12 protein-coding genes are annotated in these 14,073 nt (G+C 67.4%); all 12 read left to right on the top strand.

Features of this window, described 5'->3' with window-relative positions; all coding sequences use genetic code 11:
• The first annotated feature begins 409 nt into the window (after nt 1-409).
• The 12 genes from KY661_RS34535 (at nt 410) to KY661_RS34480 (ending at nt 13,868) form a co-directional block, all read left to right on the top strand.
• Entirely contained in the window at nt 410-2,236 is a 1,827-nt protein-coding gene (locus KY661_RS34535) for a HEAT repeat domain-containing protein (protein WP_225414238.1), read from the top strand.
• Between the two features lie 114 nt (nt 2,237-2,350).
• Nucleotides 2,351-3,559 (top strand): hypothetical protein, encoded by a 1,209-nt coding sequence (locus KY661_RS34530; protein ID WP_225414237.1) that lies wholly within the window; start codon nt 2,351-2,353, stop codon nt 3,557-3,559.
• Nucleotides 3,560-3,852: 293 nt separating this feature from the next.
• Nucleotides 3,853-4,929: a Hint domain-containing protein gene (locus tag KY661_RS34525; protein ID WP_225414236.1), complete on the top strand. Its 1,077-nt coding sequence runs from the start codon at nt 3,853-3,855 to the stop codon at nt 4,927-4,929.
• 122 nt (nt 4,930-5,051) lie between these two features.
• On the top strand, nt 5,052-5,864 hold the full coding sequence (locus KY661_RS34520) for a hypothetical protein (protein ID WP_225414235.1): 813 nt from the start codon (nt 5,052-5,054) through the stop codon (nt 5,862-5,864).
• Nucleotides 5,865-5,878: 14 nt separating this feature from the next.
• Nucleotides 5,879-7,276 carry an SBBP repeat-containing protein gene (locus KY661_RS34515; protein ID WP_225414234.1) on the top strand — a complete coding sequence of 466 codons (1,398 nt, stop codon included), beginning with the start codon at nt 5,879-5,881 and terminating at the stop codon, nt 7,274-7,276.
• A gap of 64 nt (nt 7,277-7,340) precedes the next feature.
• Nucleotides 7,341-8,942: an NHL repeat-containing protein gene (locus KY661_RS34510; RefSeq protein ID WP_225414233.1), complete on the top strand. Its 1,602-nt coding sequence runs from the start codon at nt 7,341-7,343 to the stop codon at nt 8,940-8,942.
• Between the two features lie 39 nt (nt 8,943-8,981).
• Nucleotides 8,982-10,103, top strand: coding sequence for a Hint domain-containing protein (locus tag KY661_RS34505; protein ID WP_225414232.1), 1,122 nt, complete (start codon nt 8,982-8,984; stop codon nt 10,101-10,103).
• Between the two features lie 132 nt (nt 10,104-10,235).
• Nucleotides 10,236-11,069, top strand: a complete 834-nt coding sequence (proC, locus tag KY661_RS34500) for a pyrroline-5-carboxylate reductase (protein ID WP_225414231.1) — start codon at nt 10,236-10,238, stop codon at nt 11,067-11,069.
• 16 nt (nt 11,070-11,085) lie between these two features.
• Entirely contained in the window at nt 11,086-11,613 is a 528-nt protein-coding gene (locus KY661_RS34495; protein ID WP_075010928.1) for a DivIVA domain-containing protein, read from the top strand.
• 4 nt (nt 11,614-11,617) lie between these two features.
• Nucleotides 11,618-11,914, top strand: coding sequence for a DUF167 domain-containing protein (locus tag KY661_RS34490; RefSeq protein WP_093525705.1), 297 nt, complete (start codon nt 11,618-11,620; stop codon nt 11,912-11,914).
• Between the two features lie 8 nt (nt 11,915-11,922).
• Nucleotides 11,923-13,092 carry a peptidase MA family metallohydrolase gene (locus tag KY661_RS34485; RefSeq protein WP_225414230.1) on the top strand — a complete coding sequence of 390 codons (1,170 nt, stop codon included), beginning with the start codon at nt 11,923-11,925 and terminating at the stop codon, nt 13,090-13,092.
• A gap of 260 nt (nt 13,093-13,352) precedes the next feature.
• The gene (locus KY661_RS34480; RefSeq protein ID WP_225414229.1) at nt 13,353-13,868 is read left to right on the top strand and encodes a hypothetical protein; all 516 of its coding nucleotides are present in this window, start codon (nt 13,353-13,355) and stop codon (nt 13,866-13,868) included.
• Nucleotides 13,869-14,073 lie beyond the last annotated feature (205 nt).

The raw sequence follows: 14,073 nt of genomic DNA, 5'->3' as shown, positions 1-14,073 counted from the left end.
GGGTTTTCCTTTCAAAAGCTTCTGGTGGGGGATGCAGGCGAACATATACGGAAACCAACATTTTCACACAAGGATGATTAGCCGGCCTACACGCACTAAGTGGCGAAACCCGAAGCCCTAGTTGTCTCCAACCCATTCCAAAACAGGAGCCAAAATTCACTAGGTGTGAAAATATATCCTAAAGAGGAATTCAGGAACAGGGCTCCAGCCCTTCGCAACGCACTCTCGTCGTTTTCCTTGCTTCGCTTGAGCAAAGAGGCGTATCCGGAAGGCCATGCACGGGACGATCGCGCGAAAGGCATGGGGGCCTCTGGCTGTCGTCCTGCTGGGATTGAGCGCTGGGTGGTACCTCGTAGGCCAAGGACCGCCTGGAGCGCCCACCGCACCGGAGGCTCCGGCCCCACAAGCCTTGCCCTCGCCACAAGGCCAGACGCCCACCGCGTCCCCCTCCGCCCTCCAGGCCTCCCGCGCGTGGCGTCCCGGCAGCCTCTACCGCTACGAGGTGAGCAGCGAGCAGGATGTCACTCTACGTCAACCCCAGACAGCGGCCCCTGCCATGCCAGGGATGCGGTTCCGGCTGAAGGGCGAGTGGCAGGTGGGCCTCGTCTCCGCGCAGGACAACCGCATCGAGGCCCGTGTCCTGCTGCGTCCGGCCTCCTTCTCCGCGAGCGTGGACGGACAGGACCAGCTGGACCCCGATGCCGAGCGCATCCTCTTGGCGGGCCTGTCGACGCCCTTCTTCCTCACGCTGGACAGAAGCGGCGCGGTGAAGCTTGTCCACTTCGAGCGGGACATCGATGGCCTGGCCCAAGGGCTGCTGCGCTCCCTCGTGGCCTCCACCCAGTTCGTCACGGCGGGCGGGCTGGGCGCCACCTGGCAGACGGAAGAGTCCGACTCCACGGGCCAATACCAGGCCGCCTACCGCCGCCTGGCCCCCCCCCGCTTCGAGAAGACCAAGCGCCACTACTCCCACCTGGCCTCGGAACAAGGACTGGTGCCCATCGAGCCCGGCATCCGCCTCCAGGTGCGCTCGGCCACCACCGTCGAGTTGGCGGAGGATCTCTGGGTCCGCTCATTGCAGGGAAACGAGTGGCTGGAGGCCGAGCTGGGCACCGGAATGCCCACCGCCACCACCACCCTCACCGTGGCGCTGCGCCTGCTGGAGCGCCGCGAGGATCTCTCCCTCCTGGGAACGCTGGCCGCGCGGCAGGCCTCGCTCGTCTCCCAGCCGCTGGGCAGCCTCCCGGGGCAGGCCCAGGACCCCATGGCCCACCATCGGCAGATCCTGGGCAACAGGCGCTTCGAGGACATCGTCCAGGACTTGCGCGCACTGCCGCAGGACGCGAAGGCCCGGGATGACGCGCGCACGGCGGCGCTCGAGCGGATGCGCGCGCTCTTCGTGCTCCAGCCCTCCGAGGCGATGAAGGTCCCCGGCATCCTGCGCTCGGGCCTCGAGCCGGCCGCGGCCAGCCCCTTGATTGGCGCGCTGTCGGCGGCCAGCACCCCCGAGTCTCTCCAAACCCTGTCGCGCACCATCGAGGACGCCACCCTGGCCGCGTCCGTCCGGACGGACGCCGTGGCGGCCCTGGGCATGGCCGGCACGCCCACCGAGGAGGCCGTGGACACCCTGTGGCGCACCACCCGGGACGCCGCGCCAGAGCTTCGCGACACGGCGGCGCTCGCCCTGGGCAACGCGGCCATGAACTTGCAAACCGGGGACCCCCGGCGCGCGGACGCGCTGGTGGGCGAGCTGATCAGTGCCTATCGCTCGGCCACCACCCCCGAGCAACAAGCCCTGGTGCTGCAGGCGCTGGGCAACACCCACGCCGCCAGCGCTCAGCCCCTCTTGCTGGAAGGACTGCGCTCTCCCAGCCCGCTGGTCCGCGCAGCGGCCGTCGTCGCGCTGCGCTTCTCTTCAGAACCTTCCACCGACCGGCTTCTGAACGAGGTGCTCATCACCGATCCCTCCTCCGAGGTGCGCAAGAGCGCGGTCTTTGCTTGCAGTTTCCGTCCCCTTGCGCCCCTGCTCCTGGGATTCCAGCGCGCGTTGCAAAGCGATCCGGCGGACGCCGTGCGCGTGGAGATTGTCTTCCTGCTGGGGAGAAACCGCGCCGCCCTGCCCCAGGTGGATGCCCTGCTCACCTGGTCCAGCCAGAACGACCGCAGCACGGACATCCGGCAGGCCGCGATGTCTTTTCTTCGCCCGTCCGCACAGCCGCTCCCCCCTTCCCCCTGAAGGGGCTGCTCCCACCGAGCTCATCCCCTCGGGATGAGAACTCTTCACGGAGAGTGTGTATTTTTTTGTAAACTGATCTACCCTGCGCCCCCCGCTATTCCCGAAAGGAAGGCCATGACTCGTCCGATGCTCAAGGCAGTATGGATGATGACGCTCGCCGTACCCGGGTTTGCGCTCGCACAAAGCGAGCCTCACTACACGGACCCGAATACCTATCAGGTCGAGGTGATGTATCCGCCGGCCGCCTATGCGACCGGCTACGTGATGAACGACCGCCTCCCGTGGGAGTCGTCCTATCCCTTCGTCGTGGGTGGCTATTACACCTCGACGGACCAGGCGGCGATCATCAGCGACGAGCTGGATGCGACGGGCGGAATCCTGTCCACCGAAGCGAGCGGCCCGCTGATCAGCATCAACCAGGGCAACATCCCGGAGGCGGTCCGGCCCAACGTGCCGCCGGTCGTGGAGCACCTCCCGTCCCCGGACTCGGCGCAGATCCAGACCCCGGGGTACAACAAGTCGTACTCCCGCACCCAGAGCTTCGGAAACAACATCTTTGGCGGTGGCTACGCCATTGACGCCGCCGTCACGGCCACCGACGGCACGCTGGCCGAGGCCAAGAAGGTCGAGGCCTACGCCGATGGCAAGGTCTTCGGCACCGCCTTCAACACGCAGAAGGAGCTGGTGCGCGGCCGTGTGGACATCAAGGGCCAGGCCAATGGCCCCAACACCAGCAAGGCGGTGCTCTACGCGATGGGCCAGCAGATCTGGTCCTCGAACCTCTCCGCGAGGTTCGAGCCCACCCCCATCGACTGGAGCCGCACGTTCTTCTCCGCCTCCAAGACGTTCATGGTCGGCCCCGTGCCCATCACCGTCAAGGCTTCGCTGGCAGGCGGCGTCAAGCTCAAGGTGCTCGGTGAGATCAACCCGACGCTCGCCAGGCTGACCGCGGAGCCCGGAGGGTTCTCCAACGCCACGGCCTCCGCCTCGGTCAACATCATCGTCGCCAGCTTTGGCGTCGAGGGCGGCCTCACCCTCATCAATGCCAAGATGCCCACGCTGGGCCAGCTCGACTGGCCGCTGTGCACCATCAACTGGCAGCTCAGCTCCAAGCTGAACCTCAACACGCTCTCGGGCACCTTGAGCCTCTTCGCCAAGATCAAGTTCCTCTTCTTCAGCAAGAAGTGGTCGGTGACCATCGCCCGGTGGAATGGGCTCACCTACGACTGGACCTTGCTGGGGGTCAACGGCACCAAGGATCTCGGCATCTGCACCTCCACCGACAACGCCGGGCCGCCCCTGCTCACGGCCAGCGCGAACTAAGTTCTCGAATCAGGACAGCACTCAAGCCTCGCCTCCAGTCCGGGCGAGGCTTCTTTTTTTGGGAGGAAGGGTCCACGCCCACAAGCACTCACGGTGTGGCGAAACCCAACCCTCAAGCCGGATCTCCGGCTCTTATTAAAAACCATGACATTTCACATAAAGTCCGTATACCATTGAACCCCTTTTAAATGATGACAGAGGGTTTAGTACGGGGACTCGAGTGCCGCCTCCCGCGGCATTGAGGGCTGTCGTTCGTCTGAAGCACGGGAGTTGCCAACTTCGAAGGAGTCAGCATGAACAAGATTCAGATTTTGGGAGCCGTGGCCGTCGTCGCCGGCGTATCGCTGGTTTCCACGGAGGCCGAGGCGCAGCCAATCCTCCTCCAGCGCTGCAGTGCGGACAACCTGAGCCCTGCCGAAGCGCTTGCGCGCATCGAGTGGGCCCGCAAGTGCGCCCTCACGCAGCGCGTGGGCAGCCCGGGCGCTGGGTTCGACACGGGAATCCCCGCCGCCAACGGTGGCAACCTCATCGAGTACGTCGAGGCGGACTCGGCCGCCAACCCCAATGGCAAGAATGCGTTCTCGGGGCCTTCCTATGGCTTCGAGGTCAACTACGCCCACGTCAACACGGCCTTCCTGAGCGGCTCCACCAGCCAGGGCGCGGATTCGGACGGCTACCAGAAGTGGACGCGCCCGGCCACCCGCGCGCGCGCCCGTCCGCTGTACCCCACCTTCGGCACCACCGCCAACCTGGCGGACGCCAACAACTTCCAGCTCATTCCGAGCAGCACCAGCTGCCAGGTCCTGAACGGCGGCGCTCCGGCCGCGACCTTCTACGTGAACGGCTACTGCGAGGCGAGCTGCTACTCGGGTGACCAGAAGGTCCTGTTCGAGGGCGGCGAGCAGCCCATCCTCGAGGCGCTGAACTCGCGCCGCGAGGATCTGGTGACCCTGTCCTCGGAGTCCACGCTGGACAACGTCCGGCTGGCGAAGAACAAGACCTACGGCTACACCGTGGAGACGCGCGACACGGCGCACGAGCTCATTGCCATCTCCACCGCGGCCGGCGGCACGCTGAACGTGACGGATGAGCACCCGGTCATCAACGGCGAGGGCCGCATGGTGCAGGCCAAGACCCTGAAGGCCGGTGACGAGCTGGTGCGCGCGGATGGAAGCCGTGACCCCATCGTGAGCATCGAGCGCGTCAAGCACTTCGGTAAGGTGTACAACATCCGTCCGGTGACCGAGGACCTGGTCTCCAACGTCCTGGTGGCCCAGGGCTTCCTCGTCGGCTCCTCGCGCTTCCAGAACGATGACGTGGGCTACATCAACCGCGTCATCCTCTACAGCGACGTGCCGCACATCCCGTAGTCCATCCCTCTGAAGAGGGCCAGGAGTCCACCGTACACGGGCGGACTCCTGGCTGGAACCGCCCACCCTTCTGGGTGGGCGGCATTGCGCCCCTTCTGCTCCGCTGGAGGCCTGGGATTTCGATGAAGCCCTTCCGACTCACACTCATCGCCGCGGTGCTCATCCTGACCAGCGTTGTCTTGGTCGAGTTTGCCCTGTCCGGGCCTCCCGAGGTACCGCCGCAGGCCACGCCCGAAGTGGCCGCCGTCACGCCCCCCGCCCCGCAGGCCTCCGCGCCTTCCCGGCCGCAGCCCAAGCCCGCGGCCCCCGCGCAGGCCGCCATTCCGCCCCTGCTCGCATCCCCCGAGACACCCTCGCTGCCCGAGGATGACGGGGAGCACGGCGAGTTCACCACCTCGACGGACATCCTCAAGCAGCGCCTCTTCAAGCGCGAGCCCAAGCTGGCGCAGTTCGACTACTTCCGCGAGCACGTCCTGCTCGACTCCGTCAGCCGGGAGAGCTACCGCAAGCTGCTGCTGGACAAGGAGATGATCGCGCAGACGCGCGATGACCTCCTGCACCCGAAGTACACCAAGGACACGACCGAGACCAACGTCCAGCGCTTGATGCAGATCGACTACCTGCGCGAGGGCATGGCCTGGAAGGAGAACCCGGAGAGCGATCACCTGCTCGCCGAGGTGGAGTCCATCATCCTGGAGGACAGCTTCACGGAAGGGATGGCTCCAGGCGTCAAGCGCTCCATCGCCGCGACCAAGATGGAGCTGTACGAGTTGCTCTCCAACCGCGATCCCGCCCGCGCGCTGGCGCTGGTGGACAAGGCCCGGGGAACCCGTCTGGAGCAGATGCTCCAGTACTTCGCCGAGCACAACCAGCGCCGCCTGGCCAAGGAGCGCGAGCTGAGCCTCCAGGCGCAAACCTCTACCCCCAAGCCCTGATGAGAAGAGCGTCCATGTCCGTCTACCTTTCCTTCCGAACCCTCCTGGCGGCCACCGCCGCGGGCACGCTGGCGGCCGGTTGCAGCCCCGAAGAGCTTCCCGCCGCGCCCACCCACGGTGGCTTCGAGTGGTCCACCCAGGGGTGGAGCCTCGTCGGCACCCACTTCGGCACGTACCAGCACGATGAGGCCACGGACCTCTGGGTTCACCCCTACTCGGGCGCCGTCTATGTCTCCGGCTACGAGAACGGCTCGCTGGGACAGTCCGCGGTCGAGCCCTCGGGCAACGCGGACGGGCTGATCATCTCCCTCCCCTCGAACCTGGACTGGCAACAGGCCAAGGTCCTCAAGTTCGAGAGCTACGATGGGAAGGCGGAGGTCATCGAGGCGATCGGTGCCAAGCCCGTCCAGGGCCAGGAGACGTTCGATCTGTACTTCGCGGGACGCACCGCGGGGACGTTTGGCACGGCCAACGCCGGCCAGTTCGACACCCTCGTGGGCTGGACCAACCACGGGCTCAGCTCGAAGAAAGTCTTCCAATTTGGCACGGAGCGGCCCCAGCACCCACGGCGGCTGGCGCTCGATGGCCGGGGGGGCATCGTCGTCTCCGGATATGACGACATCTACATCCCCTCCAACTACGTGGAGACCTGGGAAGATCCGTTCGTCATGAAGTTGCAGCGCTCGAACGACACCCTGGCGCATGCCGCCGGGTGGCCGCTCCAGTTCTCCACCCCCTTCACGGACACGCTGCCAGGCATGGCCATGAAGACCGAGGCGAATGCGCCCATCTACATCACGGGCGCCAATGCCGCCGGGAGCGGCCGCGGCATGTTCGTGAAGAAGCTCCGGCCCGATGGCTCCCTCGAGTGGACCGCCCAGCAGTCTCCCATCTCCCTGGACATGGGGGCGGCGCTGCATGTGCTGCCCGACAACACGGTGCTCTTCGCGGGCTCCAGCTATGCGGACTTCGGGCAGGGCACCATTGGCGAGCAGGACGTGGTGGTGCGCCGGCTGCGCCCGGACAACAACGGGCAGCCGATCTGGACCAAGACGTACGGCACGACGAGCTCCGAGTGGGTCACGGACCTGACCGTCGACGCCGACGGCAACATCTACGTGGTCGGCCAGACCCTGGGGTCGTTCGATCCCAACATCCCGCCCAGCCTGGAGGAGAGCGACATCTTCCTGCTCAAGCTGGCGCCCGATGGAACCTCGCCCCAGTACTTCCAGATCGGCTCGCCGGGGGAGGACTACCCCGCCTCCGTCGCGGTGAATGGGAACGGCGACATCTTCGTGGCCGGCTACACCACGGGCCCCCTCATCCCGGGCAAACCGTACAAGGCGGGCCGTGATGGCTTCGTGTTCCGCGTGACGCCTCCCGGCTTCGGAACGGGCTCTACCCGGCAGTAACTGTCCACAGTTTCCCTCCGCCTCAGCACAGAACGCGCAGTCCCTCCTTGGAGAAATGCCCTCTATGTCCCTGCGCCCGAGCCTGGTGCTCCTGGTGTCTGCCTTGGCGGTGCTGACAGCCTGTGGTGAGGATTCCCCGCCGGACGGCGGGACGCCCGACAGCGGGATCATCACACCGGATGGCGGGGGGGACGGTGGCCCCCCTGGGGATGGCGGCCCGCCCGGGGACGGTGGCACGCCCGGGGACGGCGGCACCCCCGGGGATGGCGGCACCCCCGGGGATGGCGGCACTCCCGACGGGGGTGGCACGCCCCGCTGCGTCGTCCCGCCCGCCAATTGGGGCAATGGGGGCGTGATGTGGGGAACGGCGCTCAGCGATGAGGTCCTGGACGTCGTCATCGACAGCGAGGCGAATGTCTTTGTCGCCGGCTACGAGAACGGCATCACGGGACAGACCAACGTCGATCCCTCGGGAGATGCCCACGCGGTGCTCGTGAAGCTCGCGACAGGCGCCTCCGGGCTGGCGCCCATCTGGAAGAAGGAGTTCGACACCGCAGGAACGGACACCCTCGAAGCGCTCGCCTTCCATCCGGATACCGGCAAATTGCACTTCGCGGGCCGCACCACCGGCGCCTTCCCTGGCTTCACCCACCAGGGCCAGCAGGATCTCTTCCTGGGCGGCCCGGGCAGCGCCTCGGACTTCGAGGTGCTCTATCAGGGGGGCACGGAGACGCCCCAGCACCCGCGCCGGCTCCACTTCGATGCCGCGAGGGATCTCATCGTCAGCGGGTTCGACGACATCTACATTCCCAGCAACTACGTCGATAAGTGGGAGGACCCCTTCGTCGCCAAGCTGCGCCGGGCAGGAGACGCCTTCGCGGTGCAGTGGTGGTGGCAGTTCAACACCCCCCATACCGACATGCTGGGGGGGGCCGCGGTCGATGCCCGGAACACCTCAGCCATCTACATCACGGGCGTCAACGCCGCCGGGGCCCAGCGCGGCACCTTCGTGCAGAAGATCGACACGGATGGCAAGAGCCTGTGGTTCCAGCGCCAGACACCGGTCGGCATCGACATGATGCAGGCGGCCGAGATGCTCCCGGACGGACACGTGGCCATCGCGGGCTCGACCTTCGCCTTGCTGGGGGATCAGGCCTATGGCCAGCAGGACATCGTCGTCCGGAAGCTGGACGCGGCGACCGGTGCCCCCCTCTGGACGTTCCAGTTTGGCACCGAGGAGTCCGAGTGGGTCACGGATCTGGCGGTGGATGCCCAGGGCAACCTCTTCGTGGTGGGCCAGACGACCCTGGCCCTGAAGGATGGCTACGAGCCCCTGGGGGAGATGGATGTGTTCCTCGTGAAGGTGAGCCCGGAAGGAAGACTGCTCAATGTCTTCCAGTGGGGCAGCGCCGGCGAGGACTATCCCGCCGCGGTGGCCGTGGACGCGTGTGGAGAGGCGGTCATCGGTGGCTTCACGACCGGGGATCTGTTTGGCCCAAGCCAAGGGGCCCGGGATGCATTCCTCGTCACCACCGCCCCTTCCGTTCCCGCCGCGGGCAGCGGTCAAGGAATGCCAACCCTTCCACGCGAAGCAGGCTGGTGCGGCGGCGCCATCACTCCCGGTGAAGAACACCCTATGCAAGTGTTTGAGAAATCTTCAAAATAAAACCTGCTTCCATTCGCAACCACCAGCAAGGAGTCTGAAATGAAGGGTTTGTTCGGGGCATGCGCCACGTTATTCGCAGCGGGTTTTCTGCTTCCCTCGCTTGCAGAAGCCCAGCCGATCCTCCAGCAGCGCTGCAACGCGGACAGCCTGGATTCCGCTCAAGCCGAGCGGCGCCTGACCTGGGCCCGCCGCTGCGGCTTGCTGACCCACGTGGGAAGCACCGGGAACTGGTTCGACACCTATACGCCTTCGGCGAACAACGCAGGCACCTTGAAGGACTACCTCGAGGACGACATCACCTACAACGGGGCGGGCCAGAACACCTATACCGGCCAGAATGACATCTTCGAGATCAACTCCTCGTTCGTCTCCAAGCTCTACCAGAGCGGCCCCACGTCTCAGTTCACGGATGGCGATGGGTTCTTCCGCTGGGAGCGCCCCCTGGCCCGCAAGAAGGCGCGCCCGCTCTACCCGACCTTCGGCAACCAGGGTGACATCTACAGCCCCAGCAACCAGCAGCTGTTCCCCCACCCCAGCCAGGTGGTCGACGGCAGCCCGCTCAACTGCAATTTCTATCTCAACCAGGCCGGTACGATTCCGGCGACGGGCCAGAGCTTCTTCGTCAACGGCTACTGCGAGGCGTCGTGCTACACGCCCGACCAGAAGATCCGCTTCCCCGAGGGGGATGTCACCATCCTCGAGGCCGTTACCAGCATGAAGAAGGACGTCGTGACGCTGACGCCGGACTCCAGCCTCGACGCCATCAAGCTGCAGACGAACAAGACCTACAGCTACACCGCGGAGTTCCGTGACACGGCGCACCCGATCGTGCAGCTGGAGATGGCCTCGGGTGGAAAGCTGACCGTGACGACGGAGCACCCTCTCATCAACAGCGAGGGCCGTCTGGTGACCGCCCAGACCCTCAAGGTGGGCGATGAGCTGGTCAAGGTGGACGGCTCGTTCGATCAGGTCGTGAGGGCCGAGCACAAGACGCACTTCGGCAAGGTGTACAACCTGCGGCCGGACACCGACGAGCGCCTCTCCAACATCCTGGTGGCGGAGGGCTACCTCGTGGGCTCGTCGCTCTTCCAGAATGACGAGGTCGGCTACGTCAACCGCATCATCCTCCACCGGCAGGTGCCGGCGTCGCTGATTCCTTGATCGGCAGGTAAGTCTCAGGCCCGGGCCGGCAGCGTCCCTGCGTTGCCGGCCCGCGGCGTCCCCTGCCAAGAAGGCCACCGGAGCGGCCATTTTGCATTACGCTCCCGGCTCCACCCGGAGCCCCCTTCTTCTATGCTCGAACGCACCATCGCCTTCCTCGGAGCCGGCAACATGGCCGAGGCCCTCATCAAGGGCCTCCTGCGCTCCGGCACTGCCCGTCCCGATGCCGTCCTCGCCACGGGCCGCCGCACCGATCGGCTCCAGGTGCTCCAGAACACCTACGGCGTGCGCACCCTGACGGACAACGTGGCCGCCGCGCGCGAGGCGGACATCATCATCCTCTCCGTCAAACCTCAGGCCATGGACAAGCTGCTCGTCCAGGTCGCCCCCGTGCTGGACCACAGCAAGCTCATCATCTCCGTGGCCGCCGGCGTTCCCATCGCCGCGCTGGAGCGTCGCCTGGGCGCCGGGGCCCGCATCATCCGCACCATGCCCAACACCCCCTCCCTGGTGGGCGCGGGCGCCTGCGCCCTGTCCCGCGGTGAGCACGCCAGCGACGAGGATCTCGCCGTGGCCAGCCGCATCTTCCAGGCCGTGGGCATCACCACCGTGGTGGACGAGAACCTCCTGGACGCCGTGACGGGCCTGTCGGGCAGCGGCCCCGCCTACATCTTCCTCGTCATCGAGGCCCTCTCGGATGCCGGGGTGAAGGTGGGCCTGCCCCGCTACACCGCCCTCAAGCTCGCCGCGCAGACGGTGCTCGGCAGCGCCCAGCTCCTCATCGAGACCAACGCCCACCCCGGCCAGCTCAAGGACCAAGTCACCAGCCCCGGGGGCACCGCGATCGCTGGCTTGCATACCCTGGAAGCAGGCGGGCTTCGCACCACCCTCATCAACGCCGTGGAGGCCGCCACCCGCCGCGCCAAGGAGCTGGGCGAGCAGTTCCTGGAGAAGTCCGGGGGCTGACCTATAATCGGTGCCCATGAAGATCACCCCGCTCGACATCCGGCAGAAGCGGTTCGACACCGCCATCCGTGGCTTCTCCCGCCGGGAGGTGGAAGCCTACCTGGAGCTGCTCGCCGGTGAGTTCGAGGAGGTGGTGAAGGAGAACATCTCCCTCAAGGAGGAGCTGCGCCGGGCCCAGCTGCGCATCGAGCAGTACCAGGAGCGCGAGCGCACCCTCCAGGAGACCATGGTCACCGCCCAGCGCATCAGCGAGGACCTGAAGTCCGCCGCCAAGAAGGAGGCGGAGATCATCATCGCGGACGCCGAGCACCAGGCGGAGAAGATCGTCCACGGCGCCCACCAGAAGCTCGTGCAAGTGGTGGAGGACATCAACGAGCTCAAGCGCCAGCGCACCCAGTTCGAGTCCCAGGTGCGCTCGGTGGTGGAGGCGCACCGCAAGCTGCTGGAGACCTTCAGCGCCCCCAGCTTCGCCGACCGCGACTACGCGCGCGTCGAGGACAACGTGGCCTACCTCTCCCAGAAGAAGGCCAACCACGGCGAGTAGGCCCGTGCCCGCCTGGCTCAAAGTCCTGCCGGACGGCGTGGAGCTGGCCCTGCTCATCCAGCCCCGCGCCTCACGCACCCGCGTGGTGGGCGAGCACGATGGGCTGCTGAAGCTCCAGCTCGCCGCCCCCCCCGTGGATGGCGAGGCCAACGCCGCCTTGGTGGAGTTCCTCGCCAAGCGCCTGGGCATCCCCCGCCGCCAGGTGACGCTCGTGGCCGGTGACGCGGCGCGGCGCAAGCGGGTGTTTCTGCAGGGAGTTGATGCGGCCCAGGCCGAGGCTGTTATGTCTCAGGCCTCGTGAGTCCGCGCATGCGCCTGCTCCTGCTCCTCCTCTCCCTGCTGCTCGTGGTCCCCCAGGCCTCCGCCCAGGAGGGCGGCGTGAGCGCGCACGGCGTGGCAGAGCCCGCGCTCGTTCCCACCTCCCGGCCGGCGCTCGTGGCCGGGGAGGTGGCCACCCCGCGCTTCCGCCTGCTCTACACCCTGGGCTCGGAAGGCACCGCCCGGGCCCTGGCGGAGAACATCGAATCGGTGCGCGACTCCTTCGTGGCGGTGTTCGGCCGGGACTGGCCGGGCATCACCGAGGTCCGCATCGGCCTGGGCCGCGAGGAGTACGAGGCCCTGGCGCTGCCGGGAGGCGAGCCCCCGGGCTGGGCGGTGGCGCTGGCCTACCCCTCCCACGGCATCATCCTGCTGGAGGCCCGCAGCCTCAGCACCCCCGAGGGCCCGGTGACGCTGCGCCATGAGCTGGCCCACGTGGCCCTGGGACAGATTGGAGGCCGCTGGCCCCGCTGGTTCCAGGAGGGCATGGCCCAGCACCTCACCGGGGAGCGCATCGCCCTCACCCACTATGCGGCCATCTTCCGCGCCGTGGCCCAGCAGCGCATCTTCGAGTTCGAGGATCTCGCGCAGGGCTGGCCCGACATGCGCTCGGATGTGGAGATCGCCTACGCCCAGAGCGCGGACTTCGTGGCCTACCTCGCCGCGACCCACGGGGCCCCCGCCATGGCCGAGCTGCTCAACGGGGTGGCGTCGGGAGAGCCCTTCGAGAAGGCCTTCGGCAAGGCCTTCCACTCCTCGCTCACGGTGGAGGAGAACGCCTGGCGCGGAGGGCTCGCCACGCGCTTTGGCTGGCTGCCCCTCACCACCAGCTCGCAATTGGCCTGGATGGTGGCCCCCGCGCTGTGCGTGGTGGCCTACCTGCGCCGCCGCCAGCAGCAGGCCGCCCGCCTGGAGCTCATGTCCCAGGAAGAGGCCGCCGAGGACGCCGAGATGGAGCGCCTGGCCCGCGAGATGGCCCTGCAAGAGCCGGTTCCGTCCTCGGAAGCGCCCCTCATGGCCTGGCCCGCCCCCGCCACCGCCACCGGCGAGCCGCAGGAGCTGCAAGCGCAGCAAGAGCCGCAGGAGCTGCAGGAGCGGCGCGAGCTTCGGGACGAGGACGAGGCGAGGGACTCGCACCCGTCCAAGCCCACGCTGCACTGAGCCAGGCCCCCTCCACGGACGCCTCCTCCAGCGGCCGGCCGGCCCTGGGCGCGGCGTGGCGCCAGGGACCGGTGTGCGCCCCGCGCCGCTGAAGCTCCTTTCCCTCCGGGGGGCCCCGGGACCGGAGAAATTACGGTCTGGGGGGCTCCCTCCAGTCGGAGCCATCCGTCCAACGTGCCGATTTTCTTGGGGGTTGGGAGTTCGAGGCCGCTGGCAACGGACTTGCTTTGTCTGGGGAAGGAACTTGGAGGACACCAGACATGACGGAGCGTGGAAAGCGGGCAGCAGGCGTGGCGCGGGTCTTCACCCAGCAGCCGGACCGTCTCGCGGCCGCTTGGAGGCGGGTGCGGTGCACGGGAAGCGCGCAGCACATGCCTCCCCAGGGATTGCTGGACGCGCTGGTGGAGCCCTTCATCCGCGAGGTGGGGGTGAGCCTGGCGGGCAACGAATCGAGCGCGTGGAGCCGCACCCGTGCGGTGCTCCGGCTGTCCCCGGAGCGGGGCGCGCGCAGCCTGTATGAGGAATTCGCCGTCCTGCGCCGCTGCATGGTGGACGCGGTGGAAGTGCTGGGCGGCGGAGACGCGGAGCGCGCGGTGGTGAACCGCGCCGTGGACGAGGCCGTGGACTCCTCGGTGGCGCTGCTGCAGCGGCTCATCGACACGTCGGCCGACGGCCCGCGCGTGCCCTTTGGAGGTTTGGTGGTGGAGTGGTTCGAGCGCCCGTCCGAGGCCCGGGTTCAGCCGGCCTCGAGCGGCGAGCGCGTGGCGCTTCATTAAAGGAATGCCGACCCGTCCGGCTTGACACTCCCGCGAGGGAGCGTCCGAGGGCCGGCGGTTGATGGGGGCGTGCCGCGGGGCAAGGGGGCTCCAGTGGCGCGAAACGGGGGGCGTGCTCCCGGCATGGGGGCTGGTGAGCGCGCGTAGGAAGGCCGCGCGGGACGTGGGGATGGGGATCCCCGCGCCTCGTCGGCCGGACGGGTCG

It is taken from the genome of Allostigmatella hybrida (assembly GCF_020103775.1).
Taxonomy (GTDB): domain Bacteria; phylum Myxococcota; class Myxococcia; order Myxococcales; family Myxococcaceae; genus Hyalangium; species Hyalangium aurantiaca.
This window is presented reverse-complemented; position numbering and strand designations above follow the sequence as displayed.

Excerpts from the sequence above, each read along its gene's own strand:
- KY661_RS34530 (WP_225414237.1), top strand. The coding sequence starts at position 2,351 with ATGACTCGTCCGATGCTCAAGGCAGTATGGATGATGACGCTCGCCGTA.
- KY661_RS34525 (WP_225414236.1), top strand. The coding sequence starts at position 3,853 with ATGAACAAGATTCAGATTTTGGGAGCCGTGGCCGTCGTCGCCGGCGTA.
- KY661_RS34520 (WP_225414235.1), top strand. The coding sequence starts at position 5,052 with ATGAAGCCCTTCCGACTCACACTCATCGCCGCGGTGCTCATCCTGACC.
- KY661_RS34515 (WP_225414234.1), top strand. The coding sequence starts at position 5,879 with ATGTCCGTCTACCTTTCCTTCCGAACCCTCCTGGCGGCCACCGCCGCG.
- KY661_RS34510 (WP_225414233.1), top strand. The coding sequence starts at position 7,341 with ATGTCCCTGCGCCCGAGCCTGGTGCTCCTGGTGTCTGCCTTGGCGGTG.
- KY661_RS34505 (WP_225414232.1), top strand. The coding sequence starts at position 8,982 with ATGAAGGGTTTGTTCGGGGCATGCGCCACGTTATTCGCAGCGGGTTTT.
- proC (WP_225414231.1), top strand. The coding sequence starts at position 10,236 with ATGCTCGAACGCACCATCGCCTTCCTCGGAGCCGGCAACATGGCCGAG.
- KY661_RS34495 (WP_075010928.1), top strand. The coding sequence starts at position 11,086 with ATGAAGATCACCCCGCTCGACATCCGGCAGAAGCGGTTCGACACCGCC.
- KY661_RS34485 (WP_225414230.1), top strand. The coding sequence starts at position 11,923 with ATGCGCCTGCTCCTGCTCCTCCTCTCCCTGCTGCTCGTGGTCCCCCAG.
- KY661_RS34480 (WP_225414229.1), top strand. The coding sequence starts at position 13,353 with ATGACGGAGCGTGGAAAGCGGGCAGCAGGCGTGGCGCGGGTCTTCACC.